Here is a 25,064-nt window from a genome sequence, read left to right on the forward strand (position 1 = left end):
GCGAAGCTTCAGGACATGAATAAATGAGACTGTATTACCATAAATAGTCATTTTAACATGGCGCTCTTTACATGCCCTTAACGCCGTTTGGTATTTATTTCCTATCCCTTCCCCTTTTAGAGTTTGCGCGACTTTTATGCTAAAATAGGGCTATTCGGAAGTAAGGAGTGTTTTTCAATGATCAATGATTTCCAACAAAAACTTGAACAATATGCGGCGCTCGCCGTCGAGGTCGGCGTGAACGTGCAGCCCGGCCAAACGCTCGTCGTCACCGCCGGCCTCTCGTCCGCGCCGTTCGTGCGGATGGTCGTGAAGAAAGCCTACGAAGTCGGCGCCAAGAACGTCCACGTCGAGTGGAACGACGATGTCGTCACCCGGACCAGATACGAGCTCGCCCCGGACGAAGCGTTCCTGGAGTACCCGCAATGGAGAGCCCAAGGCTGGGAAGACATGGCCAAGGACAACGCGGCGTTCCTGAGCATCGTGGCGGCCAACCCCGATCTCCTGAAGGGCATCAGCCCCGAGCGGATCGCGAACGCCAACAAAGCGGCCGGCATCGCCCTCAAGACCTGGCGCACCTATACGATGTCGGATAAAGTCAGCTGGTCGATCGTGGCCGTGCCTTCTCCGGACTGGGCCGCCAAGGTATTCCCCGAAGTCGCGTCCGACAAGCAGGAGGATGCGCTCTGGGAAGCCATCTTCGCCGCCACGCGCATCAACGAAGCCGATCCCGTCGGCGCTTGGAAGAAGCATATCGAGGTGCTCGATACGAAGGCTTCGTTCCTCAACGAGAAGAAATACTTCGCGCTCCGTTACACCGGTCCCGGCACGGATCTGACGCTGGAGCTGCCGCCCGGCCATATCTGGATCAGCGCGGGCAGCGAGAACGCCAAAGGCGACATCTTCGTCGCCAACATGCCGACGGAAGAAGTGTTCACCGCGCCGCTTCGCGGCGGCGCGAACGGCACCGTCACCAGCACGAAGCCGCTTAGCTACGGCGGCAACCTGATCAAAGACTTCGTGCTCACCTTCAAGAACGGCCAAGTGGTCGACATTCAGGCCGAAGAAGGCCTCGAAGTGCTGAAGAACCTCATCGGCACCGACGAAGGCGCCGGCTTCCTCGGCGAAGTCGCGCTCGTGCCGCACCGTTCGCCGATTTCGGATACGAACATCATCTTCTACAACACGCTGTTCGACGAGAACGCATCCTGCCATCTGGCCATCGGCAAGGCGTACGCGTTCTGCGTCGAAGGCGGCAAAGCGATGACGGAAGAAGAGCAGGCCGCGGCCGGCCTCAACTCCAGCCTCGTGCACGTCGACTTCATGATCGGCTCCGCCGAGCTGGACATCGACGGCATTCGTGCCGACGGCACGGCAGAGCCGCTGTTCCGCGGCGGCAACTGGGCGATCTAGCCCCGTACGATGCGAAATCCAAAACGGCCGTACAGGCAAATACGCCTGTACGGCCGTTTTTTCGCGCGAAGGCCTGACTAGAAGGCCTTAGCGTCGTGATCGGGGCGTTTACCCGATACGCAACACCTCGCAAGCGCGAAAAAGAGCCTACATTCCGCCAACGAGCGGAATGTAGGCTATTTGCCTGTTATCCCTTACACCTTACAACACCTTCGACAGAAACGCCTTCGTCCGCTCCTGCTGCGGCCGTTCGAACAACGCCTCCGGCGGGCCTTGTTCGACGATCCGCCCCTGCTCCATGAAGAGGACCCGGTCCCCGACTTCGCGGGCGAAGCCCATCTCGTGGGTGACCACGACCATCGTCATGCCCTCCTTCGCGAGCTGCTTCATGACCGCGAGCACCTCGCCGACCATCTCGGGATCGAGCGCCGAGGTCGGCTCGTCGAAGAGCATGATCTTGGGCTCCATCGCGAGCGCCCGGGCAATCGCGACGCGCTGCGCCTGTCCGCCGGAGAGCGACGCCGGATACACCTCGGCCTTGTCCTCCAGCCCGACCTTGCGCAGCAGCTCCATCGCCTTCTCCCGCGCCTTCGCGACGGGCCATTTGCGAATCCGCACCGGCCCCAGCGTAATGTTGTCCAGCACCTTCAGATGCGGGAACAGGTTGAACTGCTGGAACACCATGCCGAGCTCCGCCCGCATGGCGACGATATCCGTGCCTTTGGCGAGCAGCGGCTTGCCGTCGATGACGATCTCGCCGCCGCTCGGCTGCTCCAGCAGGTTCAGGCAGCGGAGGAAGGTGGATTTGCCCGACCCCGAGGGACCGATCACGACGAGCACCTCCCGCGGCGCTACGTCGACCGTGATATCCCGCAGCACCTCGTTCTCGCCGAACGCCTTGGACAAATTCGCCACTTGAATGATCGCGTTCGCCGCCATCATGCTTGCACCTTCCTTTCGAGCCAGACCAGCAGCTTATTGAGCGTGTACGTCAAAATGAAATAGATGAGCGCCGCCGTCAAGAACGGCTCCCATACCCGGATGTACTGATTCTTCATCGCGTTGCTCCAATACATGATCTCGGGCACCGTGATGAACGTGAGCAACGAGGAATCCTTCAGCAGCACGATGAATTCGTTGCCGAAGGCCGGAATCATCCGCTTGATCGCCTGCGGCAGCACGACGAAGCGCATCGCCTGCCAAGGCGTCATGCCGATGGACAAGGCGGCTTCCGTCTGTCCTTTGTCGATGGACTGGATACCGGCCCGGTAGATTTCCGCCGTGTAGGCCGCGGCGTTGAGCGACAGCGCGATCACCCCCGCCGCGATGGCGTTGGTCTTGCCGTAGAACAGCGGAACGAGCGCGAAATGCACGATGAAGATCTGCACGAGCAGCGGCGTGCCGCGGAAAAAGTTGATATAGGACTGCATCGGCCAGCGCAGGAACCAAAAGCGCGACATTTTGCCCAGGCCGACGCCCAGGCCGAGAATCGAGCCGATCACGATCGACGCGAGCGAGATGCATATTGTATACAATGTACCCCGCATCAATAACGGGAAATAATCTTCGATAATATCGAATCTGAAGTCCATGCCGATCGCCCTTTCGCTTGCGCTAAGTAGAGAAAAAAAGAACATGCGCAACGTTTCGATTACGCATGCTCCGCTATCCGTTCGTTATTCCGTTTCCGTCAGATGAGTCGTGTCCGGCTCTTCGTTGAACCACTTCTTGTAGATCTCCGCATACTTCCCGTTCTCGATGACCGCTTTGATCGCGGGATCCAGCTTGGCCTTCAGCCCGCTGTCCTTCGGATAGGCGATGCCGTAGTACTCCGGCGTGAAGTTCGTATTATCCAACACTTCCTTGAGCTTCTTGTCCGGGTTGTTCTTGATATAATCCCTTACGATGGCGATGTCCGCGACGACGGCGTCCGCTCCGCCCTGATCCAGCTCCAGCAGCGCGACGGCATTGCTGTCGAACTTCTTCAGATCCGTGTTGCCTTCGCCAATGATCTTCGTCATCAGGATGTCCGCCGTCGTGCCGCCCTGCACGGCGACCTTCTTGCCTTTCAGATCCGACGCGCTCTTGATGTCGCTGTCTTCCTTCACCAAGATGACGTTCGTCGATTCGAAGTACGGCGCGGAGAAATCGTACGTTTGCTTCCGTTCGTCGGTGATCGAGATACTGGAGATGCCCGCTTGGTACTCCTTGCCCTGCTTCACGCTCTCCAGCATCGCGTCCCATGCGACGTTGCGCACTTCGTACTTGAGGCCGGCTTCCTTCATGACCGCGTCGAGAAAATCGATATCGAAGCCCTTCAGGACATCCTTGTCCATGTATTCCATCGGCGCGTAGCTGCCATCGCTGGCAAACAGGTACGTCGTATCGTCGGCGCCGCTTCCGCTGGTCGCGTTGCTCTCGTTGCTGCTGTTCGCCGCGCCGTTGTTGCCGCCGTTCGCCGCGCCTTCGGCGTCGTTCGCTTTCTTGGCGCCGCAGCCGCTCAAGGTGATGGCAGCAACTAGCGTTAACATACCTAACGTATATCGTTTGTTCATTCTGGTTCCCCCTAGTCAATGTCGTAATCTGATACGATTCTATCAAGATTGGGGAGTTGTTTCAATTTATTTTTATGAATAGTGTTAGGAAATATTACACAAATGCCATATGGATGAGGTTTTACTAGCCATAATCTCCCTATAATCAAGCGCGAATCCATAGAATACGAAATGGCTTCCGCATGAGATGAATCGAGACGAAAAAAGGGCACTCCATAAAGAAGTACCCCTTGCAAGGGACATCAAAACCAGATGAAGGCGAATATCGCGAATCGCATTCGTTGCGTCTCAAAGATACTCGCTCCATGTTCAGCATCGCGCCGAGAACTCCCGAACGCCTTGCCCGGCGAGCGGTTCGCCCCGAAAAGCTGCTCTGCCTCTCCCGGGTCCCCGGGAAGCTACTCTTCCTCTTCCCCCAGCGCCATGTTCGGATTGAAGTCCGCCACGACCAACACGTCCACGTGGCGGCCTTCGCGCAAGATCGTATCGATGACCGGCTTGGTCTTCAGCTTGCTCCAGAACCCGCGGCCCGACTGGCCCAAGATCATCTGCGTGCACTTGAGCTCGTTGGCCTTCGCCAGAAGGGCGTCCGGAATCTTGCCGGCCGACACGCCGCTCTCCGCCTCGAAATTGCCGCCGAGCCGGTCGACCAGCGCCTTGATCTCTTCGATCCGCTTGTTGCAGGCTTCCGAACGGTCGCCTTCGGTGCGCACGTAGTGCACGTGCCAGTCGGCCTTTAACCGGTACGCGATGCGGAAACCGCGGCGAATCAGCCGTTCGGCGTTCTTGCCCGTCGTCACCGCGACGAAGATCGATTCGTGGCGGTGCCACGTGCCGCGCAGCGAGCCGTTGCGTTCCCACGACTCCAGCCGTTCGTCCACGTCGTCGGCGATCTCCCGCAGCGCCAGCTCGCGCAGCGCGATCAGGTTGCCCGTCTTGAAGAAGCCGGCGAGCGCGCCTTCCACGTCCTCGTCCTTGTAGATCAAGCCGTCGCGCAGACGCTGCTGCAGCGCGCTCGGCGCGACGTCGACGAGCTCCATCTCGTCCGCGAGGCGCAGAAATTGATCGGGCACCGTCTCGGTCACGGTCGTGCAGGTAATCTGCTCGACGGCATCCTTCAGGCTCTCCAGATGCTGCACGTTCATCGTCGAGATGACGGAGATGCCGGCATCCAAGATTTGGCGTATATCCTCGTACCGGTGCTTGTTGCGGCTGCCTTGCGCGTTCTCGTGCGCCAGCTCGTCGATTAGGACGACCTCCGGGTTGCGGGCGATAATCGCGGAGACATCCATCTCTTCGTCCGTTTTCCCGTTCGACTCGACCCGGATCCGCGGAATCGTCGTCAGTCCGCCGATTTGGGCTTCCGTGTCGGCCCGTCCGTGCGTATCCACGCAGCCGATCACGACGTCGATGTCCTTGCGGAGCAGCGCGTTGCCTTCGCGCAGCATCATGTAGGTCTTGCCGGCCCCCGGCGCGGCGCCGACGTACACCTTGAACGTCCCGCGGCGAATGCGCTCGATTTTCTTCTCGACTTCCTGCGTGCTCAGTCTGCGGTACGGCTCCGACGGCGGCTTCGAAACGGAACGCTTCGCCGGGAGCACCCGTTCGCCGTCATGCTCCGCGCGATCCGCCATGAAGAACACGTCGATGTTGCGCATCTGCTTCAACAGGCTGTGCGCGATCGAGCCGTGCATCAGCTCCTCCGAGCGAGTCTGCTTGGAGTGACCCATGACGATCCGGGTCGCGTTGATGAGCATGGCGTAACGGATCAGCGCGCGCGGGACCTGTTTCCGGCCGGAGACGGCGATCTCGCGAAAGCCCGCCCCGACCTTCTCGACCAGCTTCAGGATCGACTTCTTGAACGCTTCCCGCTCCTTGGTCGGCTCCTGGGTGGCGTCGTTGAAGACGACGACCTGCAGGTCTCCGCCCAGCCGCTTGGCGATCTGCTGCCCGCGCCGGATATAGATCGATCCGTTGATATGGTACTGCGCCGCGACCAAGATGCGCTCGGAGGCGCCGGAGGGGCCGATGAAGCCCTGCTCCTCGCGGTATTTCTCCAGCGATTCGTTCACGCCCTCCGCCATGAGGCGCAGCGTAAGCTCGCGCAGCTTGCCGACATTGCCGCGCTTCAGCAGCTCCGGATCCTTGACATTGTTCAGGCGGCCTTCGCTCAGCCGGTTCAGGATCGTCTCCGGGGACACGTCGATCAAGCGCACTTCGTCCGCAAGCTCCAGCAGATCCGCGGGCACCGTGCATTCCGGCGCGATGCCGGTCAGCTTCTGCGCCTGCTCCGTCACGCCTTCAAGCTCGTAGACGTTGACCGTCGTGATCACGCTGATCCCGCGGCCGAGCAGAAAGCGAATATCCTCGCGCCGCGTCGGAAACTTGGCGCCGGGACGGTTCTCATGCGCCAGCGAATCTACCAGCAGCACCTCCGGATTGCGCTCGATGATCGCATCCAAATTCAAATCCTTCTTCTCCACGTCGCCTTTCATCCAATGGATGCTCGGAATGCGCTCGAGATCCGCCAGCTGTTCCACGGTTTCCGGCCGCCGCATCGTCGAGACGGCGCAGACGACCACCTCGATTCCCTGCTGCTTGAGCGCCTGGCCCTCGCGCAGCATGTGGTAGGTTTTGCCGGATCCGCTGACGGCGCCGATGTAGATCTTCAGACGTCCGCGATGAATTTTGGAGATGGATAATAGCAGTTCCTCCGGAGTTTGTCGCCGGTAGCCGGCCATAACGTTATACCCCTTTCATGCCTATACCTATAGATTTGCGAATTGCTTGAAACTTATGCGAGGGCGCGAAAACGGACATCAAAAAAGAAGCCAACGAAAAACGGCCTCTAACTTAGAGGAACGCCTCTCACGGCTTCTAGGCACAGTATATTAAGAAAGTGTCTATTCGCACGCACAATCGTCGCCTCTCTCGGGTCGCTTACGAGGTTAGCTGTCGGATTCGGACATGAGAGCTGCCCTACCCGGAACGCGGCGGCTTTAAGCTGCCCCGCCCGGGATTCACCCCTGATGGCAAGCCTCGATCTGAAGCCCTCGATGGCTTGACATGCCAATGGTTCCCCCGTTTTCCAATTCGGAAATTCAGCGTTGTCAATTACGTAGTTTAAGCATGACTCATGTTACGCCAGCACATGCTTTTTGTAAAGGAAACCCGTACGTAATCCGCTCCCGTGAGCAGGCAACCAGCATGGATATAACGCTTACAAAGGCGGCGAGCGCCAGCAATCTCCCGCTACCTCACTAAATGAGCGTTTTTCGTATTTAGGGCTTTAAGGCGATTGGTTTGCGTATCCTGGCGGAGGCCAGGATACGCAGCATTCGCCAGCTTCTTCGAGTCGATTGGTTTGCGTTTGCCGACGGAGGTCGTGAAATGCAGCATTCGCCTGTTTCCTGGCGGAGACCGGGAACTGCGGCATTCGCCAGCCTTCGAGCAGCGATAGCTTTAATCCTCCAGCTCCTGCACTGGCGCAGCCTTCGACCCCCAGCCTCAAACGTTCCCGGTCGCCATCTCGATGCCCCGCAGCAGCAGGCCGATCAGAAACCCGCAAAGCGCGCCGTTGACGCGGATCCACTGCAAGTCCTGCCCGACCTTGTCCTCGATCAATTCGACGAGCTGGTCGTTGTCGAGCCGGTCCAGATTCTCCCGCACGAAGGAGCCGATCCGGGCATGGTTGCGCTCGATCAGCGCCGCGGCTTGGCCCTTGAGCCAATGCTCGGCTTCGTCGACAAGTCCTTCGTTCGCCTCGAGCCGGTTCAGGAGACCGTCCACGAACGTCCAGGCCTTCTCGGCAAAATCCTCGTCGTGCAGGAAAGCGATGCCTTTCTCCCGCAAACTCTCGAACAGCTTGTGCAATTCGCCCTCGATATCGAAGGCGTCCAGCAGCTCGTCGCGCATGGCGTCCAGCTGTCCGGATTCCGCCAGCTGCGTGATCAGGATATCCAGCGCCTCGCGCAGCTTGCTCATGACGATCTGACGACGCTCCGTGCCTTCGAGCTTCAGCTCGTGGATCTTCGAGAGCACAAAGGATTGCAGCATGGTGCCAAGTTTATCCTCTTCCAAATAACCGATGAAGGCATTGACCGCGAACGACATCAAGCCGCCGAGGTTCAGCCCTTTGATCAGCGTCATGACCGCGCTGCCCAGCTCGCGGCGCATCCCTTCGGTCGCGATCCAGGATTCCGCCCGCTCCAGCAGCAGATCCAGCATGCGCTCGTCCGTGCCGTCCTCCTCGGCTTTGCGCAGGAAGCCGCGCAGCGCCGCCTCCAGGTCGATGCGGCGCACGGCCGCGCCGATTTCGTCCGAGAGCAGCGGAACGATGCGATCGGCGTCCACGCTGCGGATAACGCCTTCCAGAAGCTGCGGCAGGCGCTCGCTGTGCACCGCCGAATGCAGCGCACCCCGGATGACGGGCAGCAGCTGCTCCGCCAGCTCGAACTGCCTCAGCTTCTCGAGCATGCTCTCCTTCGCCAGCAGCCGGTCCTCCAGCACGCGCACGATGCCCTCGGACATTTTCTTCCGGTTGCGGGGCAGCAGCGCCGTGTGCGGGATCGGAATGCCGAGCGGGTGGCGGAACAGCGCCGTCACGGCAAACCAGTCCGCGAGTCCGCCGATGACGCCGGCTTCGAAGCCGGCATGCAGCAGCCCGAGTCCCCCGGCGCGAAACGGAATGGTCGCCGCGAAGCCAGTCGCCATCACGCCGAGCGATATATTGGCAAATTGTTTGTTTTTCTTCGATTCGTTCGCCATAGTTTTCCTCCTATGCTTGCTCTTTACACCATACCATTTTGAGCGAACCCGTTGCAAAGATTCCGGCCGTTCTCGGATCAGAACCGGCTGCCGACAAAAAAAGCAGCCCGTCTTCCGGGAAGAATCCCCGAGGAAAACGGACTGCATCTCATCGTCGATCCGGACGCAACGACCGAATATGGCCGCTGCGCCGGCAAACAAGCTTAACGTTTCGCGGCGACGACCATCACTTCGATCTCGTCCAGCCGAATCGCCTCGCGCTTCCAATGGCCAGCGGTGCCGCCCCAGATGTGCGCGACGTCCAGCCCGGCCCGCTCGAACATCCCCTTCAATTCAAACGGAAAGTAGCGGCGTTCTTTGATCTCCACCCGCCTCTTCCCCTCCGGAAGGTCAAGCTCCTCAGTATGCTGCTCCAGCATGGTCAACGGATCGAACCTGCCGGACGCCACGTCCGCTTGCGAGAGGCTGCGGAGCTTGGCGTAGGCGTTGAGCGTCGTGAGCACGAATCGCCCGCCCGGTCTCAGCGCGGCGGCGATATTGCGGAGAATGGCGTTGTCATGCGCCTCCGGGTCCTCGTCCCTGCCGACCAAGCCGAATGCGCCCTCGCACAGGCAGATGACGGCATCATACGCTTTGGACGCATTGAATCGCGCCGCGTCGCAGCGAATCCATTCGACATCCACGCTCGCCTCCGCCGATGCTTTTCGGGCTTCCGCCAGCATCCCTGCCGACAGATCGACGCCCGTCACCTTGAAACCGCGCTTTGCCAGCTCGACCGAATGCCGGCCCGTGCCGCAGCCGACGTCGAGAATCGCGCCGCCTACCGGGAGCTCCAACTCCTGCATCAAAAAATCGGCTTCCGCGATCGTGTTCTTCGTAAAACCATTTTCCAAGTAATGCGGCGCGTGCGCGTCGAAGAAAACTTCCCATTGATTGCGACTTTCATGCTTCATTCGTATGACCTCCATGATCAGGAACACGGAAGCGCGCTTCAATTATAACTTCGTCTGCATGTGCGGCTGCTTCCGCCGTTCAGATTAGTTTGAACCTCGCCGACGGACGCACGTTCGCGGCTGTGCTCATACTGCATCGCTCCTTCGAATCGGATAATCCGAGTGTAGTCCGTTTTTCCAGTTATTTCAAGGCCGTACAGGTTGCGCTTCCGCTACGCACAGACGGCCCAGTAGAAGACGCGCGCCCCTTCCGGGTCCAGGGACGGAGTCCTTGGGGCCCCCCTTAGACAAGGGGGAATTAGGGGGTTGTGAAATTTAGGTGTTGCGGAAAATAGGCATCAAGCAAAGTAAGCACGCCGCACGTAAAGTGTGTCCGCGAATGCGGACGAAAACGAGCCCCCCTCGAAGAAGCTTCGAAGACGGCCCAGTGGAAGACGCGCCCCTTCCGGGTCCAGGGATGGAATCCCTGGGGTCCCCCTTAGGCAAGGGGGATTTAGGGGGTTGTGAAAGGTTTAAAAGGTTAATGTTTAGGGTTTTAAATAACCCGGGGCCACATAGGGGGCAGCGCCCCCATCTACCGCTCCCCCAGAAACTGCTGCCGATACTCCGTAGGCGTCACGTTCATCTTCTTCCGGAACACCTGGGTGAAATGCCGGACGTCCCCGTAGCCGATGCGCTCCGCGATGTCCGCGAGCTTCAGCCCCTGCTGCTGCAGCAGCTCCTTGGCCTGCTCGACGCGCAGGCCGGTCACGTAATCCTTGTAGCCCTGCCCCGTCTTCTGCTTGAACAGCTGGCTGAAATAAATCGGATTGAGGAACACGACGGATGCCACGCGCTCGAGCGACAGCTCCTCGTTGTAGTGCGCCTTAAGATACTGCAGCGCCACCTCGACGGCCTTGTCGCTCCCCTCGCTGCGGTCGAGACCCGGCACCGAGGTCGATTGGCGCAGCCGCTTCACTTCCGCCGCGATGCTGTGGTAGTCGGTGATGGTGCACGAGGACGTCACATTAAACGGCACCTTCAAATAATGCCCCAGATGCGTCTTCAGCTCCGTCAGCAGCGCCTCTTCCTGGGCGGAATCCGGAAAATGGACGATGGCAAGCAGGCTTTGCCGGTCGAAATTGACGACGAACCCCTCGCCGTGGCGGTCCACCAGCTCGGAGAGCACGTTCTCGATGATGAAATGCTCCAAATGCACGGGTTTGACCGCCTCTTCGAGATGCGTCAGCACGAGACGAAAATGCGGATACGGCTCGAACAGCGGCGCGATGTCCATATTGCCGATATCCAGCCCCGAGGCGAGCCGCTGGAAGACCGCCTCGCGCAAATACTTCAGGTTGCGCTTCATGAGCTCGCCGTCGCGCGACAGTTCCGTCTCCGCCTTCGCTTCGCCCGCGAGCTGCTCCATCAGCTCGACGAGCCGCTGCTTGCCGATCGGCTTGAGCAGATAGTCCCGCGCGCCGAGACGCACCGCCTTCTGCGCGTAGGAAAACTCGGAATGCGCCGAGATGACGACCCACTTCACGTGCGGATACCGGCGCCGCGACATCTTCATGAACTCCAGGCCGTCGATGCCCGGCATCAGGATATCGGTCAGCACGATATCGACCGGCTGGTTGTCCATGATGCCGACCGCTTCCTCGGCCGAGCCGGCCAGATGGACGGTATACGCGGGAAAAGCCCGCTTGATCGTGCGTTTGACGCCTTCCCGAATGACGCTCTCGTCATCCGCGATGAGGATATTCACTGCCATGCGCGGCGCCACCTTCCTTTTGCGGCGGGAGCGGGATCGTAATGATCGCCGTCGTCCCTTCATTCGCTTTGCTTCTTAATTGCAATCCGTACGCTTCGCCGAACATATGCTGCAGCCGGCGCTGCAGATTGACGAGTCCGATGCCGCCTTCCCGGCGTTCCGATTCCTCGTTCACGTCCCGGACCGTGTCGTCCTTCGCCCGCTCCAGCAGGTCGTTCAGCCGCTCGAGCGTCCGCGCGTCCATGCCGACGCCGTTATCCTCGACCAGGATGCGCAGCTGACGCTCGCCCTCCTCCGCATAGACGCGCAGGGCGCCCGGCCGGTCGAGCAGCGGCTCCAATCCATGCTTCACGGCATTCTCGATGATCGGCTGCAGGGTCATCTTGGGCAGCGCGATGTTCATCCACGGCTCGCATACGCCGATGTCGACCTTCAAGCGCCCTTCGAGCCGGGTCACGATAATCGTCAAGTAATGCTGGATTTGCTCGATCTCCTCGCGGAGCGTGACGGCCGCGCCGTCCTCCCAATGGCTGCTGTAGCGGAACAAGCGGGAGAGCGACAGGACGACCTCGCCGAGCCGGTCATGCCCCTTCTCGTCGAGCATCCAATAGATCATGTCGAGCGTATTGTACAGAAAATGCGGATTGACCTGCGATTGCAGCGCCTGCAGCTCCGCGTTCTTCTCGCTGACCGAGGATACCTTGACCCGCTCGATCAGCTCCGCGATATGATTCACCATTTGGTTGAAGGACGCCACCAAAATATTGATTTCCTGATACGACGTCACGTTCAGCGATCCGCGGAAATTCCCGATCTCGACCTGCTTCATCTCGGAGATGAGCCGTTTGAGGGGCCGGGACAGCGTCCGCGAGAAGACCGTCGCCAGCAGCGTCGAGACGATGACGAGAATCGCCCCCACGATGATGAGGAACCGCTTCGTCTCCGTCAGCTCGACGTTCAGGTCCCGGTCCGGCGTAACGCCGAGCACCGTCCAATCCGCGAACGGCAGCTGCGACGACACCACGAGCTGACCGTCGTGCTCCTCGACGACCGGCGCGCCTTCCTGCGGACGCGGCAGGCTCCTCAGCCAAGCGGGATCCCAATGATATGCGGTCGTGGAGATAATATCCCCCTCGCGGTTCATCAGGTACACCTCGCTATGCTCGCCGAGCTTCAAGTTATCCATCGCGGCGGTGATCGCCTGCGGGTTCGTCTCGAACAAGGCAATGCCGACCGGGCGGTGATTGTTGAGGTCGTAGATCGGCCGGCCGAACGCGAAGACGGGCCGTTCGTCGACCTGGTCGATGATGGAATGGTCGAACACGCCGAGCCACACCATGCTGCCGGCCGACGCCGCGATCTGGGCGTACCACGAGGTCGATTTGTAGTCCGGGCTGATGACGTTGGCATAATTGCTGTAGTTGTACACTTTCCCTTTATCGGTCAGCACGTGGATGCCGATGATGTCCTCTTGCGACAAAAAAGCAGCGCCAAGGATATTCGTAATGGCCTGCTCATTAAAATAATCGACAGCAGGGCTGTCGACTTTGGGATTGCTCAGAATGCGAGCGAGATCGTTATTGCCGATGACGGATTTCGACAAGCTGTCGTACCCTTTCAGGAGGAGATCGAACAAGCCTGCCGTCTGCGAGACGTTCTGCTTCGACAGGCTGCTGATCTTCTGATGAAATTGCACCGTCGTCCGGTTGTAGTACAGGATGCTGACCGTAAGCACGATTGCGGACATGCTGATCAAGAACAGCACGAACAATCGGTATTGAATGGAATGAAATCCGCGCGTCACGCCTTTACCGCCCTTCCGTGAGGCAGCATCCCCGGGTGCTTACCCTTTCACCGCTCCCGCTACCATGCCTTTCGTGATCCGCTCGGAAAGGACGAAATACACGATCAGCACCGGCAGCGCGCCCAGCACGAGGAATGCGCCGATTGCGCCATAGTTGACGTTGTACTGGCTCACAAAAGTATATATGCCGAACGGGAGGGTTTTCAACTTCTCGGACGAAATGAACGTCGCAGCCATGATGTACTCGTTCCAAATCGTGATGAACGTCAGGATGACGACCGTCATGATCGGCGGAATCGAGATCGGCAGGATGATGCTGCGGAAGATCCGGTACACGCTCGCGCCGTCGATGAACGCCGACTCCTCGATCTCTGCCGGGATGCCCCGCATGAAGCCGCTCAGGATGAAGACGGAGATCGGCGTCGCGAAGGCGATATACGGCAGGATCAGCGCCCAGCGCGTATTCAGGATGTGCAGGTTCTTGAAGATGACCATCAGCGGCAGAAGCGTCGCCTGCATCGGAATCATCATGCCCATCAGGAAGATGAGCGTCACGATCGGGCCGTATCTCCATTTGAAACGGGAGATGGCATACGCCACCATGGAGCTGAACACGATGACGCATACCAGCGTGACGACCGTGACCAATACGCTGTTGCCGAGATATTGCAGGTAGTGACCGCTCTTGTAAGCATCTTTATAGTTATGCCATTGCGGCGTCGTCGGCAGCGAGAAGAAGCTGGAGCCGAGGATCTGTTCGTTCGTCTTGAGCGAGTACAGAACCAGCCAAAACAATGGATAGATTTGCGTGATTACGAGGATCCCCAGCACCGCGTACACGATGCCTTTCGAAATTCCCTTCATGGTTGCCGTTCTCCCTTCTAGCTGTACTTCGCTTCGACTTTTTTGAACACGGAATTGATGACGACCGTGAATACCAGACACACGAACACGAGGAACGTCGCCAGCGCGCTGCCGTAGCCGTATTTAAGCGACAGGAAGGAGCTGTTGTACATGTGTGTGGAGATCGTATCCGTTGCGTGCGCAGGTCCGCCGCCGGTCATGACCCAGACCAGGTCGAACTGCTGCAAAGAGCCGATGAACGCCAGTACGATAGAAATCTTGAAGATCGGAACCGCCATCGGATAAGTGATATACCAGTCGGACTTGAAGCCTTCCGCGCCGTCGATCTTGGCGGCTTCGTACACTTCCTGCGGAATGTTCTGCACGCCCGTGAATTGAATGAGCAGGTGATAGCCGAAATATTGCCAGAGCGATACGAAATACAGGCAGTACATCGCGATTTTCGGCTCCGTGAGCCAGCTGCGCGTCCAGCTTTCGAGTCCTAGCGAGTTCAGGATGCCGTTCAGCATGCCGCCCATGTCAGCCGGGTTGTAGATCGTTTTCCACAGTTGGCCGATGATGACGGTCGAGAGAATGACAGGTACGAAATAAATCGAAACGAGCGTGTTCGCTTTCTTCACGTAGCGGTTCATCAGCGCCGCCACGAACAAACAAATCGGAATCTCGAGCATGGAGAAGACGGCATACATCAAGGTGTGACGGACAGCCGGCCAGAAATTCGCGTCGTGGGCGAACATCGTTTTAAAGTTGTCCAACCCGATGAATTTCGCCTTGTTGATGCTGTCCCAATCCAGCAAGCTGTCGTAGATGGATACGATGATCGGAACGAACACGAGACCGATGTAGATGATTAGACACGGCAGGACGAATACGGCGATTGTACGGGCCGGGACTTTTAAAACATTCACTGGGGTTGCCTCCTGATTCATAGCGGAATTGCGAAGTTTCGTCTGCCTGATTGCGATTCGGCAAGCTTGCTTCGTAGAAAGCCGGGCGGGGCGGAGACGCCGGAGCGACGCCGCCCCTCACCAAGGCTCATGGATGGAACGCGATGCTTATTTGTTCGAGTCGAATGCCGATTGGTGCTCGGCCGCCACGGCTGCCGGATCGACCTTTTGCACGAACATGTTTTGGATGCTGCTCAAGTGAGCCTGCGCGATAGCCGGTTTCATCGTGTTGTCGAACGCGAGGTCGCCGCCTTTGACGTTTTGGAACAGGGCCAGCACGTCTTGGGCCAGCTGCGAGTAGCCCGCCGCTTTGAAGTCCCCGGTGATGATTTGGCCGCTGCCGACCGCGTTTTTCAGCTCGAATTGTTTCTTCGGCATTTCCGTCATGAAGTAGTTCAGGAAATCCTTCGTTTCTTGCAGATGCTTGCTGTTGGCCGATACCGCGAACGCGGAGCCCGGCGCGAGCATGAATTGGTCCGGATCGCCTTTGCCATTGACCGTCGGGAATTTGAAGACGCCGACTTTAGGACCGACCGTCGAGGAGTCGATGGCGCCGGTTTCCCACGTACCCATGATCATCATGGCCGCTTTGCCGGTTTTGAAGAGGTTGCCGCCCGTGTTGTAGTCGATGGACGTTGCGCCTTCTTCGAAGGCTTTGGCTTGGATCAGGTCTTGCATGGCGGACACGGCGTCCGTGAATGCAGGGTCTTTGAACGTTTTCTTGCCGTCGAGCACGTCTTGCAGGAAGCCCGGGCCGCCGTTCGTGCGGAGCAGGATGTTCATGAACAAGAACGAGCCCGTCCAGGAATCCTTCTCGCCGATCGCGATCGGGGTCATGCCCTTGGCTTTGATTTTCTTCACGTCGTCCAAGAACTCTTCGTACGTCGTAGGCGTTGCCGTGATGCCGGCTTGCGCGAACATGTCTTTGTTGTAGTACACGACTTCGATGTTGTTGCCGTCAGGCAGCGCATAGATGTTGTTGTCGAAGCTGTAGTAGTCGAGCAGGCCTTTTTGGAACGTGTCTTTCAGACCGTTCTGGTCCAGCATGTCGTTCAGCGGCGCGAACAGCTTCGCGTCCACGAACGGCTTCATTTGCGCGGCCGGGTTCACGATCGTGATGTCCGGCACTTCTTTGGAGGCCGCTTGCGTTTTCAGCTTCAGCTTTTGTTGGTCCGTATTGAGCGAGTCGAGCTCGATTTTCACGTTCGGGTGATCCTTTTGATACTGGTCCACGATGGAATGAAGCATTTTGTAGGAAGGCGTCGCCGGATCCGGATAAATGTTTTGGAACGTGATCGTCACGTTCTTGTCGCCGCCCGCCGCCGCGTTGCCGCCTGCGTTCGTGCCCGTGTTGCCCGTGTTCGCATTGTCGGACGTATTATTGGCATTATTGCTGCCGCAAGCCGTCGCGCCCATGAGCAGCGCTGCCGCGGTCAGTGCAAATGCGGCTGTTTTCGTAGATTTTTTAACCATCTTTGAATCCCCCTTGGGTTAATATACGCTTATTATCATGTACCAACCCCTTTTCAACAATGCGCGAAATCAAGGACTGAGGTTTGCTTTTTTAAGGTGATGGCCGCCAAAATATGAAGTTTGTCCCCTCGGCATGCTATGATTAGGCAATGGTGGAACGATTGGCCTTCGGCCGGGCGGGGTGCCGATAACGCGGCTGGATCAAGCGATTCGGCGCCCGTTAAGGTCGCAACGGTCAGAACGAAACAAGCGAAGGAGAATAGGGAATGACGGAAGACATCCGCAACATTTACTGCGTCGGGCGCAATTACGCGCTGCACGCGAAGGAGCTTGGCAACGACGTGCCGGAGGAGCCGATGATCTTCTCGAAGCCGACGCACGCGCTGCACCCGGCGAGCGGCAAGCTTGCCTTGCCCGGCGATATCGGGGAAATTCATTACGAGCTGGAGCTTGTCGTCCGCATCGGGACGGGCTACAAACCGGGCATGACCGTAAACGAGCTGGTCGACGGCGTGGCGCTCGGCATCGACCTGACCGCGCGCGACGTGCAATCGCAGCTGAAAGAAAAGCGCCATCCGTGGCTGCTCGCCAAAGGCTTCATCGGCTCGGCCGTGCTCGGTCCGTTCCGGCCGTTCGAAGGCGAGGAAGCATTCGGGGCGTTAACCTTCAGCCTCGTTAAGAACGAAGCGATCGCGCAAAGCGGTTCGCCGCGGGACATGATCTTCTCCCTGCAGCGGTTGATCGACTTCATCGGCACGCGCATGGGACTCGGCGCCGGCGACGTGATCTACACCGGCACGCCCGCGGGCGTCGGTCCGCTGACGGACGGCGACACGCTGGAGATGAAGCTGGCGGCCGGCGGCAAGGAAGAAACGTTCGGCCCGCTGTACGTGGATCTCATCTAAGCGGATAAGGTCCATAATCGAAAGGGGCAATCCCTCCGGCGATGACTCGCGGTGGATTGCCCCTTTTTGCGCAGCGGTTTGCTTGTTTGGTCACGCGGAACGGCTTCGTCCGGCTAATGCGCGGGAAGAGGGATCTGCCGCTATCCTGTTCCCTGCGCCTGAATCTGCTTCGCTTGGTCCACCTACATGGTACGTTATTTCCCTCGCTCCTGACCGGCGCTACTCGTACATGCTTAGCGACGTGAGACTGATCGCCTTCACGATGCCGTCCTTCAGCTCGAACTCCAGCGCGAGGCGCTTGGTCTTGTCGATATAGCCGATGGTCGCCGAAGGTCCTTCGCCGCCCCGCTCGTAGTAGCCTTCTCCGTATCCCTTTACCACGTCCGCCTTGACCGCTCCCAGCTTCAGGCCTTTGGCCGTCGCGGACTTGGGACCGAGGGAGTAGCCGACGACCGTATTGTCCACCGACGTGTACTGATACTCCTCGTACATGAACAGAAAGCTGCGCCCGCCGTCATTAAGCGTCCGGATCGGCTTGCCCAGCTGCTTCACGAGCTCCTCCTCGCCGATGCCGAGCGCGACTTGGCCGTGCTCGGCGCTCAGGTCCGTGGAGTCGACCTTGTCCGCGTACGTCAGCGGCGTCTCGCTTTTGCCGCAGCCTGCCAGCAAGCAGGCGAATACGACCGCGCACGCGAGCGCCAGCATTGTTTTTCTTAACCGCATACCCCTTTGCTCCTTTACCCTGCCATCCTCGCCTATTCCCTTCGCCCCGGCAATCGGCGAATCCTGCACCCGAGGCAAGCAAAAAGGCACGAACTTGTTACGGTTCGCGCCTTTCCTTCGCTTGCTATCCTGGGTTATTGCTCCCGCTCCCCGTTCGAACGCGCGCCTTGCGCCGCATCCGCGGAAGCCTGGTAGGCGACGACGACGATCTCCGCCGAGGTCCGCTCGCGCAGCTCGTGCTCGAATTGCTGCAGCTGCGCCAGGGCCATGCGATCCAGTTGGGCCGGCTTGAACTCCATCCGCGTTTCCTCCTCGCGTGCGATTGATCCTGCTACGCCTCAGTGTTGACGGGAGGAAGACGGCTTATTCAGCGCGGCCGCACGGATGCCGTTCAAGGCAGATCGATCAGCATGAATTGCGCGCCCCGCGATGAATGGACGTCCAGCTTCGACAGGTCCGTGATCCGGGCGGAATCGCTTTTGCCGAGGGTATGCTCGCCGTTCAGCGTCACTTCGCCGCTCATGACGAAGAAGAAGATTTTACGGGCCGCGTCCCCTTCGAACGAGACCGTGGCGCCTGCCTCCGGCTGCGACAAGTAAATCGTCATGTCCTGGTGGATGCTTACGACCGCTTCGCCCTGGATCGATTGCGAGACGATCGGAACGAGCGCGTTCTTCATCCCCTCGCGGTCGTACGTCTTCTGCTCGTAAGACGGCGTAAGCCCCTTCCGTTCCGGAAGAAACCACATCTGCAGCAGGTTGGCGACCTCCGTCTCGGACGAATTCACTTCCGAATGCAAGATGCCCGAGCCCGCCGACATCCGCTGCACCTCGCCGGGACGGATCACGCCGGATCCGCCCGAGTTGTCCTCGTGCTTCACTTCCCCGCTCAAGACGACCGTGACGATCTCCATATCGCGATGCGGATGCGTGCCGAAGCCGCGGGACGGTTGGATGAAATCCTCGTTGAACACGCGCAGCGGACCGAAATTCACGTTGTCCGGATCGTAATAGTCCGCGAACGAGAAACTAAAATTATATTGGAGCCAGCCGTGGTCGCCGGAAACGCGGGAAGCCGCCGGATATACCTTGATCATCATGAAACACTCCTTAAGATAGCCAGAATTTTACGAACGAAACGCTCATTAACTTACTTTATGTAAGTATCATATTGTGCTATAGTTAAGTTGTCAAGGAGGGGTAGAATATGGACCATCTATACATCCGCCATACCGTCGGCGGCAGGCTGTTCCTGGATTCCAAGAAGCACGAGACGCCGTTCGTCATCGAACCGGCGGCAGGCCGCGAAGGCTGGAAAATCAGCATCGACGTGCTTGACGCGGCCGTCGCCGAAGCCGTCTGCGGCCATCGCGACGAGCTGAACATCTTCTTCGTGCCCGAAGGCGCCACGGACCGCAAAACCTGGTACTTCTCCACGCACGGGGAAGTCGAGCACGACCCGGCCGCCCGCAAGCTCGTCATCTGGGCGGACGGCCGCATCGATTACAACGTCTGACTCGGGCGGCAAGTCCGGATGCCCGGCGCCTCTCGCATTCTCGCGCGCGAGGCGCCGATCGGCACCGTCATCCGGTATCGGGCGAATCCGCGCCTTGCCATACGCACGCGCCATGCTTGGCGCGGCACCGGTTGCAGCAGCCCGAGCCTTAAGCGCTCTTCGCGCCAAACGAGTCCGTTAAATCCACGCCCAGAAAAAGCCGTCCCGTTCCCAAGCCGCGCGTCCGCCGTGCAGCTTTTTGAATCTTTTCTTCACTTCTTTATCGATCGAGACGTTGCCGTTCTCGTTGACATAAACGAACGACTCCCCGTAATGCGCCTGAATATGCGCCACCGCCTGATCCTGATATAGCTTTCCCGCCGATTTCAGCTCCTCCAGCATCCATGCCGCGATTTCGTCCGCCGTATGTTCCATGTTTGTTCCCACCTCCGTCGCCTGTCCTTCATTTTACCAAAAATTGTTGCCACTTTCGCCTTCCGCCCGCGTATCATCATTCTAGGCGCGCCTTAGAGCGGCGCGGCTTGGCTCATACATGGGAGGGGTATCGATGCACGTCGTGGAACCGAGTGTAAGGAAACCAAGAATTCCTCTGAAAACGCTTATCTGGACCGCCGTCCTCGTCGTCGCCGGGCTGATCGTCGTGTTCAATTCCTACGCGACCGTCCAGTACGGCAACGTCGGCCTGTACAAAACGTTCGGCAAGCTCAACGACAATACCTTGTTGCCCGGCATTCATCTCAAAATTCCGTTCGTGCAGACGATTATCCAGGTGAACGTGCAGGTAACCAAAGCGGAGACCGACACGTCCGCTTCGTCCAAGGATCTGCAGCCGGTCTCGACGCATGTGGCCGTCAATTATTCCGTCGACAAGACGTCCGCCTACAAGCTGATGAACAATATCGGCGGCGCCTTCGACAGCGTGATCGTCAACCCGGCGATCCAAGAGATCGTCAAGGAGGTCACGGCCCGTTATCCGGCCGAAGACCTGATCGCCAAGCGGGACATCGTCGCGGGCGAGATACGCGAAGCCCTCACGCAGCGGCTGGCCCGGTACGATCTCGTCGTGAACGACATTAATATCGTCAATTTCAAATTCTCCGATGCGTTCAACCAGTCCATCGAAGCGAAGCAGGTCGCGCAGCAGCAGGCGCTCAAGGCCGAGAACGACCTCAAGCGCGTGCAGATCGAAGCGCAGCAGAAGGTCGCCCAGGCGCAGGCGGACGCGGAATCGCTCAAGCTGAAGAAGCAGGAGGTCACGCCGGACTTGATTCAGCTGAAGCAGCTGGAGGTGCAGGAGCAGGCCGTGGAGAAATGGGACGGCAAGCTGCCGAGCGTCACGGGCGGCGCGACGCCGTTCATCGACCTGGGCACGCTGAGCTCCGGCACCGCCGCAACCCCGCGCGCCGATGCCGATGCCGAGGCAACCCCGGACGCCGAGACCGCCGGCGGTTCGGGCGACGCGAATGCAACCGCCTCTTCCGAAGACGGCCGGCCCTGATATAAAACGATCAGGCAGCTGGCCCCGAGAAGGCGCCCGCTGCCTATTGCCTGTCGCGGCCGTCGTCCGCGGTCGGAAGCTCCGTCGCAGAGCCTCTCCGATCCCGGATCGCCCTCGACAACTGCCGAGCCTTCGCGCAAAACCACTTTGTTTAGCGAATGGGCACTACCTTTGTCGCCCTTGCAGGGAGGCGGACGCGGCGTCTCGAATACCCTTTATCAATCCAACGAAAGCGGAGTGATAAGGAATGGATCTTGTGAAGAGCAAGGACGCTGCTATTTCGCTGAACGTCAGTCAAACGACGGTTAAACGCTGGGCCTCCCACTACCCTACTGTTTTTCGTAAAGATAAGTTCGGTCACTATACGTTCAACGATCGCGATATGGAAATGCTCGGCTACATCAAGTCCGCCATTGAAAGGGGAGAAACGATGGAGCAGATTCAGCTGCCCGCGCCCGAACAGGCGCTGCAGCCGCGGCTGCTCGACGCCTTCCTCGAGACGGCGGCAAGCTCCGCGCTGCTCGAGACAGCGGGAGACGACATGCTGACCCGCATCCTGCAGGTCGAACGCCGCCTGGACCAGAAGGCCGACGAGGTCGTCGCCGCGCAAATCCGCCAGCACCGCGAGGAGCTGGAAGAGCTGCGCCGGATGATCGAGCAGCTTGCCTCCTCCATGGAGCACGCGCGCGAGCCGCTGCCCGCGATCGACGACCTGCGGCCGAAAGCGGCGGATTCCAAAGCCCAAGCGGCCGCCTCGTCGCGCAAGCGCGGGTTGTTCCGCTCGATGTTCATGTGGTTCTGACCATGCGACCGCCGTTCGCCGGCAAAGGAATGCCGCCCGGCCAAAAAGCCTTGTCCCCTTTCAGGGACAAGGCTTTTTTCCTTTCCTGTTCTTCGCTGCCTTAATACGTCTTGCTCTCCAGCTCGTTCAGCGGTTTGAACGTGTACCCCTTCTCGCGCGCCGCGTCGATGATGCGGCCGAGCGCGTCGGCGTTGTCCTTGGAGACGGCATGCAGCAAAATCACCGCGCCGGGATGGAGCTGCGCCATCACGTTGTCGTAGGCGTATTTCCAGCCGCGCTGGGCGCTTGGCTCCCAGTCCCGGTAGGCGACGGACCAAAACACGCTCGTGTAGCCCTGCGACTTGCTGACCGCAAGCACCCGATCGTTGAAGATGCCGCGAGGCGGACGCAGGAACGTCATGTCCTGCTGTCCGGTCAGCTCGGCGACCGCGGTCTTCACCTTCGCCAGTTCGGTGCCGATCTGGCTGCTCGTGATCGCGCTCATGTCGGGATGGCTCCACGAATGGTTGCCGATCAGATGGCCTTCCGCGGCCATTCGTTTGACAAGCTCCGGCTTGTCCTTCACGTAATGCCCCGTCACGAAGAATATCGCGGGCACGCCCTTCGCCTTCAACACGTCCAGAATCCCCGGCGTATAGCCGTTCTCGTAGCCGTTGTCGAAGGTCAGATACAGCTCGCGCTGCTTCGTATCCCCGAGGAAAATCGCCCCGTGCTGCTGCAGAATGCTCTGGAAGCCCTCTTCCTTGATCGAAGGAAGCGCGCCGCCGACGCTTTTCTTGAAGCCGAAATGAAACGGCCCGCCGCCCGGCGACGCCGCTGCCGGCTTCAAGAAGGCAAAGCCCGACGCGATGATCAGCGCCGCCAATATCAGGATCCACTCTCGACGTTTTATCAATGTCTCCACCACTTTCCCAGCTTTGTCCATGGTTGTAATATGTCACGGCTCGCGGGAAATTATGTGAAACGCCGCAAGCGGGAAGCGCCTCCCCGGACCGTATGGTAAAATAAACGCATCGCGTCATAAAGGAGACATCTTCTCGATGGTAACGATTGTCAAAATTCGCGCCAGCGCCTTTATCGGCGGCTTGCAGTGGCTGCCCGCCGTACGGGATCCCGAGAGCGGCGCCACCCGCGAGCTGGCCGGCGATGCGCGAGAGTTCACGCCGCATGCCGGTCATTCGGGACGCTCCCGCATCGAGCAGGAGGTCGTCGTCGATTTCGAGCGGCGCAAGCTGCTCGCGTTCGCGGATACCGGGACGACCCGGTTGAAGCGGACCGGGCCGGACGGCATCAGCCGCATCGAACAAGCCACGGCGCCGACGGACGGCATTACGGTCGCCGGCGAGAGCTGGGGAGCGATGTCCGTCGATTTCGTCATGCAGGCGCGCGTCCTTAACCCGCTGCTTCCGGAGGAGCCTGCCGTCCGCTACGAGCTGCACGTCAACGTGAACGGCAACGACGGCGCCGTGGACATGAGAGGCACGCATGACGCTTTCCCCTGCTACGAGTTTTACAAGCAGGTCGATTTCGGCGATTTCGAGCTGCTGCACAGCCATGACTTCCGCTTGTCCGGCAGCGAGCCCGCGGCAACGGACGGCAAGATGAACGAACATTTCGAACGCAAGCTGTAACAACGGCTTGGCTTTCTTGGGAGGAGGCAGAGCGGCATGTCCTTATACCGCCGATTAGTGACGGACGAGGATTTCACGGAGGCCATGGAGCGCCAGTTCAAGCTGCGCGTCTACAAAGACGACCATATCGTCGACTCCGGCGGCATCATCGTCCGATTTGACGAGGCGATCGTCGTCAGCCAATCCAGCGTCAGCGACGTCGCGTACCACGACCGGACGGCCTGCGAGTTTTTCGAAATTCGCCGTCGCTAGCAGGTTCGAACCGCAGAAGCGCAAGCGAGCAAGGGAACCGAACTACAACGGCAGCGCGCGGTCATCTCACGGATTGGACTGCGGCCCGCCGAAATTGCGATGATCGCGACCGGCCGCTTCCGGCATGAAAACGAAAAAGGATGCCGCCCCGACTAGGGGTCGCATCCTTTTTGACGTGCCGCCGCAAGCCTGCGGCTTACTCGCTCTTTCGTTTGACCGGCACGTAGATGTCCATCTGCCACAGCTCGTTGCCCGGGCCGCAGCGCTCGTCGTACAGCTCGAACTCGGGCTTGCCCGCATGCTCGTAACCGGAATGCGGGAACCATTCGCCGAAGATCGCCTGCCAGGTGCTTTGGATCGAAGGCGAGAACTGCTCCTCCGGCACCTTCGGCGTTGAGAACACCGCATATTCCGCTTCGCCGAACTCTCTGCAGATCAGGCCGTCCGGCACATTGTCGAAGTCCGTGGCCTCCATGCCGATCAGGTACAGGAACGTGCCGGCGTCCATGTCGAAGCCGTGGCAGATGCCAAGCTCGACCGGGCTGTCCGCATGGACGCGGTTCGGGATCTTCTTCTCCCAGCCGTTCTTGAGGTATTCCTGCCAGAAGGCCGGAATTTCCTTCAGGTTCTCTCCGTCGTTCGTCGTTTGAAGCTCGTAGCCGATCACTTTGAATGCGGGTTTCTTCGCGATGCGATAATCCATTTGAATGCCTCCCAAATAAGGATTGTACTTGCGCTGCAGCACGTTCAGCTTGCCGTACTCGGGGGGCTGAATCCCCCGCTTGCGATAGTCCGCCGGCGTCATGTCGAACATGCGCTTGAATGCGCGCGTGAACGTCTCGTGGTTCTGAAATCCGCATTCCAGCGCGATGTCGAGCAGCCGTTCATCCGAATGGGCGACTTGGAAGGCAGCGCGCGCCAATCGCCGCTTGCGCACGTATTCCATCACCGTCTCGCCTGCCATGACTTGAAAGACGCGGTGGAAATGGAACTCCGAGAACATCGCGGCGGCCGCAAGCCGCGCCAACGAAAGCTCCTCGGCCATATGTGCCTCGATATAATCGATCGTCGCTTGAATCCGCTCCAAGTAGTCCTGTTTCGTCGGCAAGCTCGGCACCTCCCTTGGACTGATCTTATTGTAGCGCGGCCACGCGGGCAAAATCTTGATGATACTTGCTGAAACGCAGGCCGTTATTCGTCGCCCCGGGT

At 59.3% G+C, this 25,064-nt stretch carries 24 protein-coding genes and 1 riboswitch; of the genes, 7 read left to right on the forward strand and 17 right to left on the reverse strand.

Annotated features, from left to right (window positions below):
- The first annotated feature begins 180 nt into the window (after nt 1–180).
- Nucleotides 181–1,413: an aminopeptidase gene (locus GT019_RS09430; RefSeq protein ID WP_161742969.1), complete on the forward strand. Its 1,233-nt coding sequence runs from the start codon at nt 181–183 to the stop codon at nt 1,411–1,413.
- A 201-nt stretch (nt 1,414–1,614) separates the two neighbouring features.
- Here GT019_RS09430 and GT019_RS09435 read toward each other — a convergent pair whose 3' ends face one another.
- The 11 genes from GT019_RS09435 to GT019_RS09485 form a co-directional block, all read right to left on the reverse strand.
- Nucleotides 1,615–2,337 (reverse strand): amino acid ABC transporter ATP-binding protein, encoded by a 723-nt coding sequence (locus GT019_RS09435; protein ID WP_161742970.1) that lies wholly within the window; start codon nt 2,335–2,337, stop codon nt 1,615–1,617.
- 14 nt (nt 2,338–2,351) lie between these two features.
- Entirely contained in the window at nt 2,352–3,005 is a 654-nt protein-coding gene (locus tag GT019_RS09440) for an amino acid ABC transporter permease (RefSeq protein ID WP_161742897.1), read from the reverse strand.
- Between the two features lie 84 nt (nt 3,006–3,089).
- Nucleotides 3,090–3,968: a basic amino acid ABC transporter substrate-binding protein gene (locus tag GT019_RS09445; RefSeq protein WP_161742898.1), complete on the reverse strand. Its 879-nt coding sequence runs from the start codon at nt 3,966–3,968 to the stop codon at nt 3,090–3,092.
- 398 nt (nt 3,969–4,366) lie between these two features.
- Complete coding sequence (locus GT019_RS09450) at nt 4,367–6,709, reverse strand: histidine kinase (RefSeq protein WP_161742899.1); 2,343 nt, start codon at nt 6,707–6,709, stop codon at nt 4,367–4,369.
- A gap of 180 nt (nt 6,710–6,889) precedes the next feature.
- Nucleotides 6,890–7,085: riboswitch (cyclic di-AMP (ydaO/yuaA leader) on the reverse strand.
- Between the two features lie 390 nt (nt 7,086–7,475).
- Nucleotides 7,476–8,735: a DUF445 domain-containing protein gene (locus GT019_RS09455; RefSeq protein WP_161742900.1), complete on the reverse strand. Its 1,260-nt coding sequence runs from the start codon at nt 8,733–8,735 to the stop codon at nt 7,476–7,478.
- Between the two features lie 203 nt (nt 8,736–8,938).
- Nucleotides 8,939–9,688, reverse strand: a complete 750-nt coding sequence (locus tag GT019_RS09460; protein ID WP_161742901.1) for a class I SAM-dependent methyltransferase — start codon at nt 9,686–9,688, stop codon at nt 8,939–8,941.
- Nucleotides 9,689–10,262: 574 nt separating this feature from the next.
- Entirely contained in the window at nt 10,263–11,435 is a 1,173-nt protein-coding gene (locus GT019_RS09465; protein ID WP_161742971.1) for a response regulator, read from the reverse strand.
- Nucleotides 11,413–13,245 carry a sensor histidine kinase gene (locus GT019_RS09470; protein WP_161742902.1) on the reverse strand — a complete coding sequence of 611 codons (1,833 nt, stop codon included), beginning with the start codon at nt 13,243–13,245 and terminating at the stop codon, nt 11,413–11,415. The genes GT019_RS09465 and GT019_RS09470 overlap by 23 nt, the downstream gene beginning before the upstream one ends.
- A gap of 39 nt (nt 13,246–13,284) precedes the next feature.
- Nucleotides 13,285–14,109: a carbohydrate ABC transporter permease gene (locus GT019_RS09475; RefSeq protein WP_161742903.1), complete on the reverse strand. Its 825-nt coding sequence runs from the start codon at nt 14,107–14,109 to the stop codon at nt 13,285–13,287.
- A 17-nt stretch (nt 14,110–14,126) separates the two neighbouring features.
- The gene (locus GT019_RS09480) at nt 14,127–15,017 is read right to left on the reverse strand and encodes a carbohydrate ABC transporter permease (RefSeq protein WP_161742904.1); all 891 of its coding nucleotides are present in this window, start codon (nt 15,015–15,017) and stop codon (nt 14,127–14,129) included.
- Between the two features lie 147 nt (nt 15,018–15,164).
- On the reverse strand, nt 15,165–16,529 hold the full coding sequence (locus tag GT019_RS09485) for an extracellular solute-binding protein (protein ID WP_161742905.1): 1,365 nt from the start codon (nt 16,527–16,529) through the stop codon (nt 15,165–15,167).
- A gap of 266 nt (nt 16,530–16,795) precedes the next feature.
- Here GT019_RS09485 and GT019_RS09490 point away from each other — a divergent pair, with 266 nt between their 5' ends.
- Nucleotides 16,796–17,434, forward strand: coding sequence for a fumarylacetoacetate hydrolase family protein (locus GT019_RS09490; RefSeq protein WP_161742906.1), 639 nt, complete (start codon nt 16,796–16,798; stop codon nt 17,432–17,434).
- 219 nt (nt 17,435–17,653) lie between these two features.
- On the opposite strand, the gene GT019_RS09495 is transcribed toward GT019_RS09490, so the two are convergent.
- From GT019_RS09495 to GT019_RS09505, 3 genes are all read right to left on the reverse strand, one after another.
- Nucleotides 17,654–18,157 (reverse strand): hypothetical protein, encoded by a 504-nt coding sequence (locus tag GT019_RS09495; RefSeq protein ID WP_161742907.1) that lies wholly within the window; start codon nt 18,155–18,157, stop codon nt 17,654–17,656.
- Between the two features lie 134 nt (nt 18,158–18,291).
- Nucleotides 18,292–18,456, reverse strand: coding sequence for a hypothetical protein (locus GT019_RS09500; RefSeq protein WP_161742908.1), 165 nt, complete (start codon nt 18,454–18,456; stop codon nt 18,292–18,294).
- Nucleotides 18,457–18,548: 92 nt separating this feature from the next.
- Nucleotides 18,549–19,253: a pirin family protein gene (locus GT019_RS09505; protein WP_161742972.1), complete on the reverse strand. Its 705-nt coding sequence runs from the start codon at nt 19,251–19,253 to the stop codon at nt 18,549–18,551.
- A 110-nt stretch (nt 19,254–19,363) separates the two neighbouring features.
- Between GT019_RS09505 and GT019_RS09510 the strand changes: the two genes are divergently transcribed.
- Complete coding sequence (locus GT019_RS09510; RefSeq protein WP_161742909.1) at nt 19,364–19,672, forward strand: hypothetical protein; 309 nt, start codon at nt 19,364–19,366, stop codon at nt 19,670–19,672.
- 177 nt (nt 19,673–19,849) lie between these two features.
- Here the strand turns inward: GT019_RS09510 and GT019_RS09515 are convergent, their stop codons facing one another.
- Nucleotides 19,850–20,086: a DUF6953 family protein gene (locus GT019_RS09515; RefSeq protein ID WP_161742910.1), complete on the reverse strand. Its 237-nt coding sequence runs from the start codon at nt 20,084–20,086 to the stop codon at nt 19,850–19,852.
- A 133-nt stretch (nt 20,087–20,219) separates the two neighbouring features.
- Between GT019_RS09515 and GT019_RS09520 the strand changes: the two genes are divergently transcribed.
- Together GT019_RS09520 and GT019_RS09525 are read left to right on the forward strand one after the other, a co-directional pair.
- Complete coding sequence (locus GT019_RS09520) at nt 20,220–21,170, forward strand: prohibitin family protein (protein WP_161742911.1); 951 nt, start codon at nt 20,220–20,222, stop codon at nt 21,168–21,170.
- Nucleotides 21,171–21,417: 247 nt separating this feature from the next.
- Nucleotides 21,418–21,972 carry a MerR family transcriptional regulator gene (locus GT019_RS09525; protein ID WP_161742912.1) on the forward strand — a complete coding sequence of 185 codons (555 nt, stop codon included), beginning with the start codon at nt 21,418–21,420 and terminating at the stop codon, nt 21,970–21,972.
- A 100-nt stretch (nt 21,973–22,072) separates the two neighbouring features.
- Here GT019_RS09525 and pdaA read toward each other — a convergent pair whose 3' ends face one another.
- Nucleotides 22,073–22,897, reverse strand: coding sequence for a delta-lactam-biosynthetic de-N-acetylase (gene pdaA / locus GT019_RS09530; RefSeq protein WP_161742913.1), 825 nt, complete (start codon nt 22,895–22,897; stop codon nt 22,073–22,075).
- Nucleotides 22,898–23,012: 115 nt separating this feature from the next.
- Here pdaA and GT019_RS09535 point away from each other — a divergent pair, with 115 nt between their 5' ends.
- Together GT019_RS09535 and GT019_RS09540 are read left to right on the forward strand one after the other, a co-directional pair.
- Nucleotides 23,013–23,603 (forward strand): DUF3238 domain-containing protein, encoded by a 591-nt coding sequence (locus tag GT019_RS09535; protein ID WP_161742914.1) that lies wholly within the window; start codon nt 23,013–23,015, stop codon nt 23,601–23,603.
- Nucleotides 23,604–23,639: 36 nt separating this feature from the next.
- Nucleotides 23,640–23,855 carry a hypothetical protein gene (locus GT019_RS09540; protein ID WP_161742915.1) on the forward strand — a complete coding sequence of 72 codons (216 nt, stop codon included), beginning with the start codon at nt 23,640–23,642 and terminating at the stop codon, nt 23,853–23,855.
- A gap of 196 nt (nt 23,856–24,051) precedes the next feature.
- On the opposite strand, the gene GT019_RS09545 is transcribed toward GT019_RS09540, so the two are convergent.
- The gene (locus GT019_RS09545; protein ID WP_235947530.1) at nt 24,052–24,900 is read right to left on the reverse strand and encodes an AraC family transcriptional regulator; all 849 of its coding nucleotides are present in this window, start codon (nt 24,898–24,900) and stop codon (nt 24,052–24,054) included.
- Nucleotides 24,901–25,064 lie beyond the last annotated feature (164 nt).

This window comes from Paenibacillus glycinis (genome assembly GCF_009909185.1).
Classification (GTDB): Bacteria; Bacillota; Bacilli; order Paenibacillales; family Paenibacillaceae; genus Paenibacillus_Z; species Paenibacillus_Z glycinis.

Coding starts and splice junctions, on each gene's coding strand:
- GT019_RS09440 (WP_161742897.1), bottom strand. CDS start 3,005: ATGGACTTCAGATTCGATATTATCGAAGATTATTTCCCGTTATTGATG.
- GT019_RS09445 (WP_161742898.1), bottom strand. CDS start 3,968: ATGAACAAACGATATACGTTAGGTATGTTAACGCTAGTTGCTGCCATC.
- GT019_RS09450 (WP_161742899.1), bottom strand. CDS start 6,709: ATGGCCGGCTACCGGCGACAAACTCCGGAGGAACTGCTATTATCCATC.
- GT019_RS09455 (WP_161742900.1), bottom strand. CDS start 8,735: ATGGCGAACGAATCGAAGAAAAACAAACAATTTGCCAATATATCGCTC.
- GT019_RS09460 (WP_161742901.1), bottom strand. CDS start 9,688: ATGAAGCATGAAAGTCGCAATCAATGGGAAGTTTTCTTCGACGCGCAC.
- GT019_RS09475 (WP_161742903.1), bottom strand. CDS start 14,109: ATGAAGGGAATTTCGAAAGGCATCGTGTACGCGGTGCTGGGGATCCTC.
- GT019_RS09485 (WP_161742905.1), bottom strand. CDS start 16,529: ATGGTTAAAAAATCTACGAAAACAGCCGCATTTGCACTGACCGCGGCA.
- GT019_RS09490 (WP_161742906.1), top strand. CDS start 16,796: ATGACGGAAGACATCCGCAACATTTACTGCGTCGGGCGCAATTACGCG.
- GT019_RS09495 (WP_161742907.1), bottom strand. CDS start 18,157: ATGCGGTTAAGAAAAACAATGCTGGCGCTCGCGTGCGCGGTCGTATTC.
- GT019_RS09500 (WP_161742908.1), bottom strand. CDS start 18,456: ATGGAGTTCAAGCCGGCCCAACTGGATCGCATGGCCCTGGCGCAGCTG.
- GT019_RS09505 (WP_161742972.1), bottom strand. CDS start 19,253: ATGATCAAGGTATATCCGGCGGCTTCCCGCGTTTCCGGCGACCACGGC.
- GT019_RS09510 (WP_161742909.1), top strand. CDS start 19,364: ATGGACCATCTATACATCCGCCATACCGTCGGCGGCAGGCTGTTCCTG.
- GT019_RS09515 (WP_161742910.1), bottom strand. CDS start 20,086: ATGGAACATACGGCGGACGAAATCGCGGCATGGATGCTGGAGGAGCTG.
- GT019_RS09520 (WP_161742911.1), top strand. CDS start 20,220: ATGCACGTCGTGGAACCGAGTGTAAGGAAACCAAGAATTCCTCTGAAA.
- GT019_RS09525 (WP_161742912.1), top strand. CDS start 21,418: ATGGATCTTGTGAAGAGCAAGGACGCTGCTATTTCGCTGAACGTCAGT.
- pdaA (WP_161742913.1), bottom strand. CDS start 22,897: ATGGACAAAGCTGGGAAAGTGGTGGAGACATTGATAAAACGTCGAGAG.
- GT019_RS09535 (WP_161742914.1), top strand. CDS start 23,013: ATGGTAACGATTGTCAAAATTCGCGCCAGCGCCTTTATCGGCGGCTTG.
- GT019_RS09540 (WP_161742915.1), top strand. CDS start 23,640: ATGTCCTTATACCGCCGATTAGTGACGGACGAGGATTTCACGGAGGCC.
- GT019_RS09545 (WP_235947530.1), bottom strand. CDS start 24,900: ATGGCCGAGGAGCTTTCGTTGGCGCGGCTTGCGGCCGCCGCGATGTTC.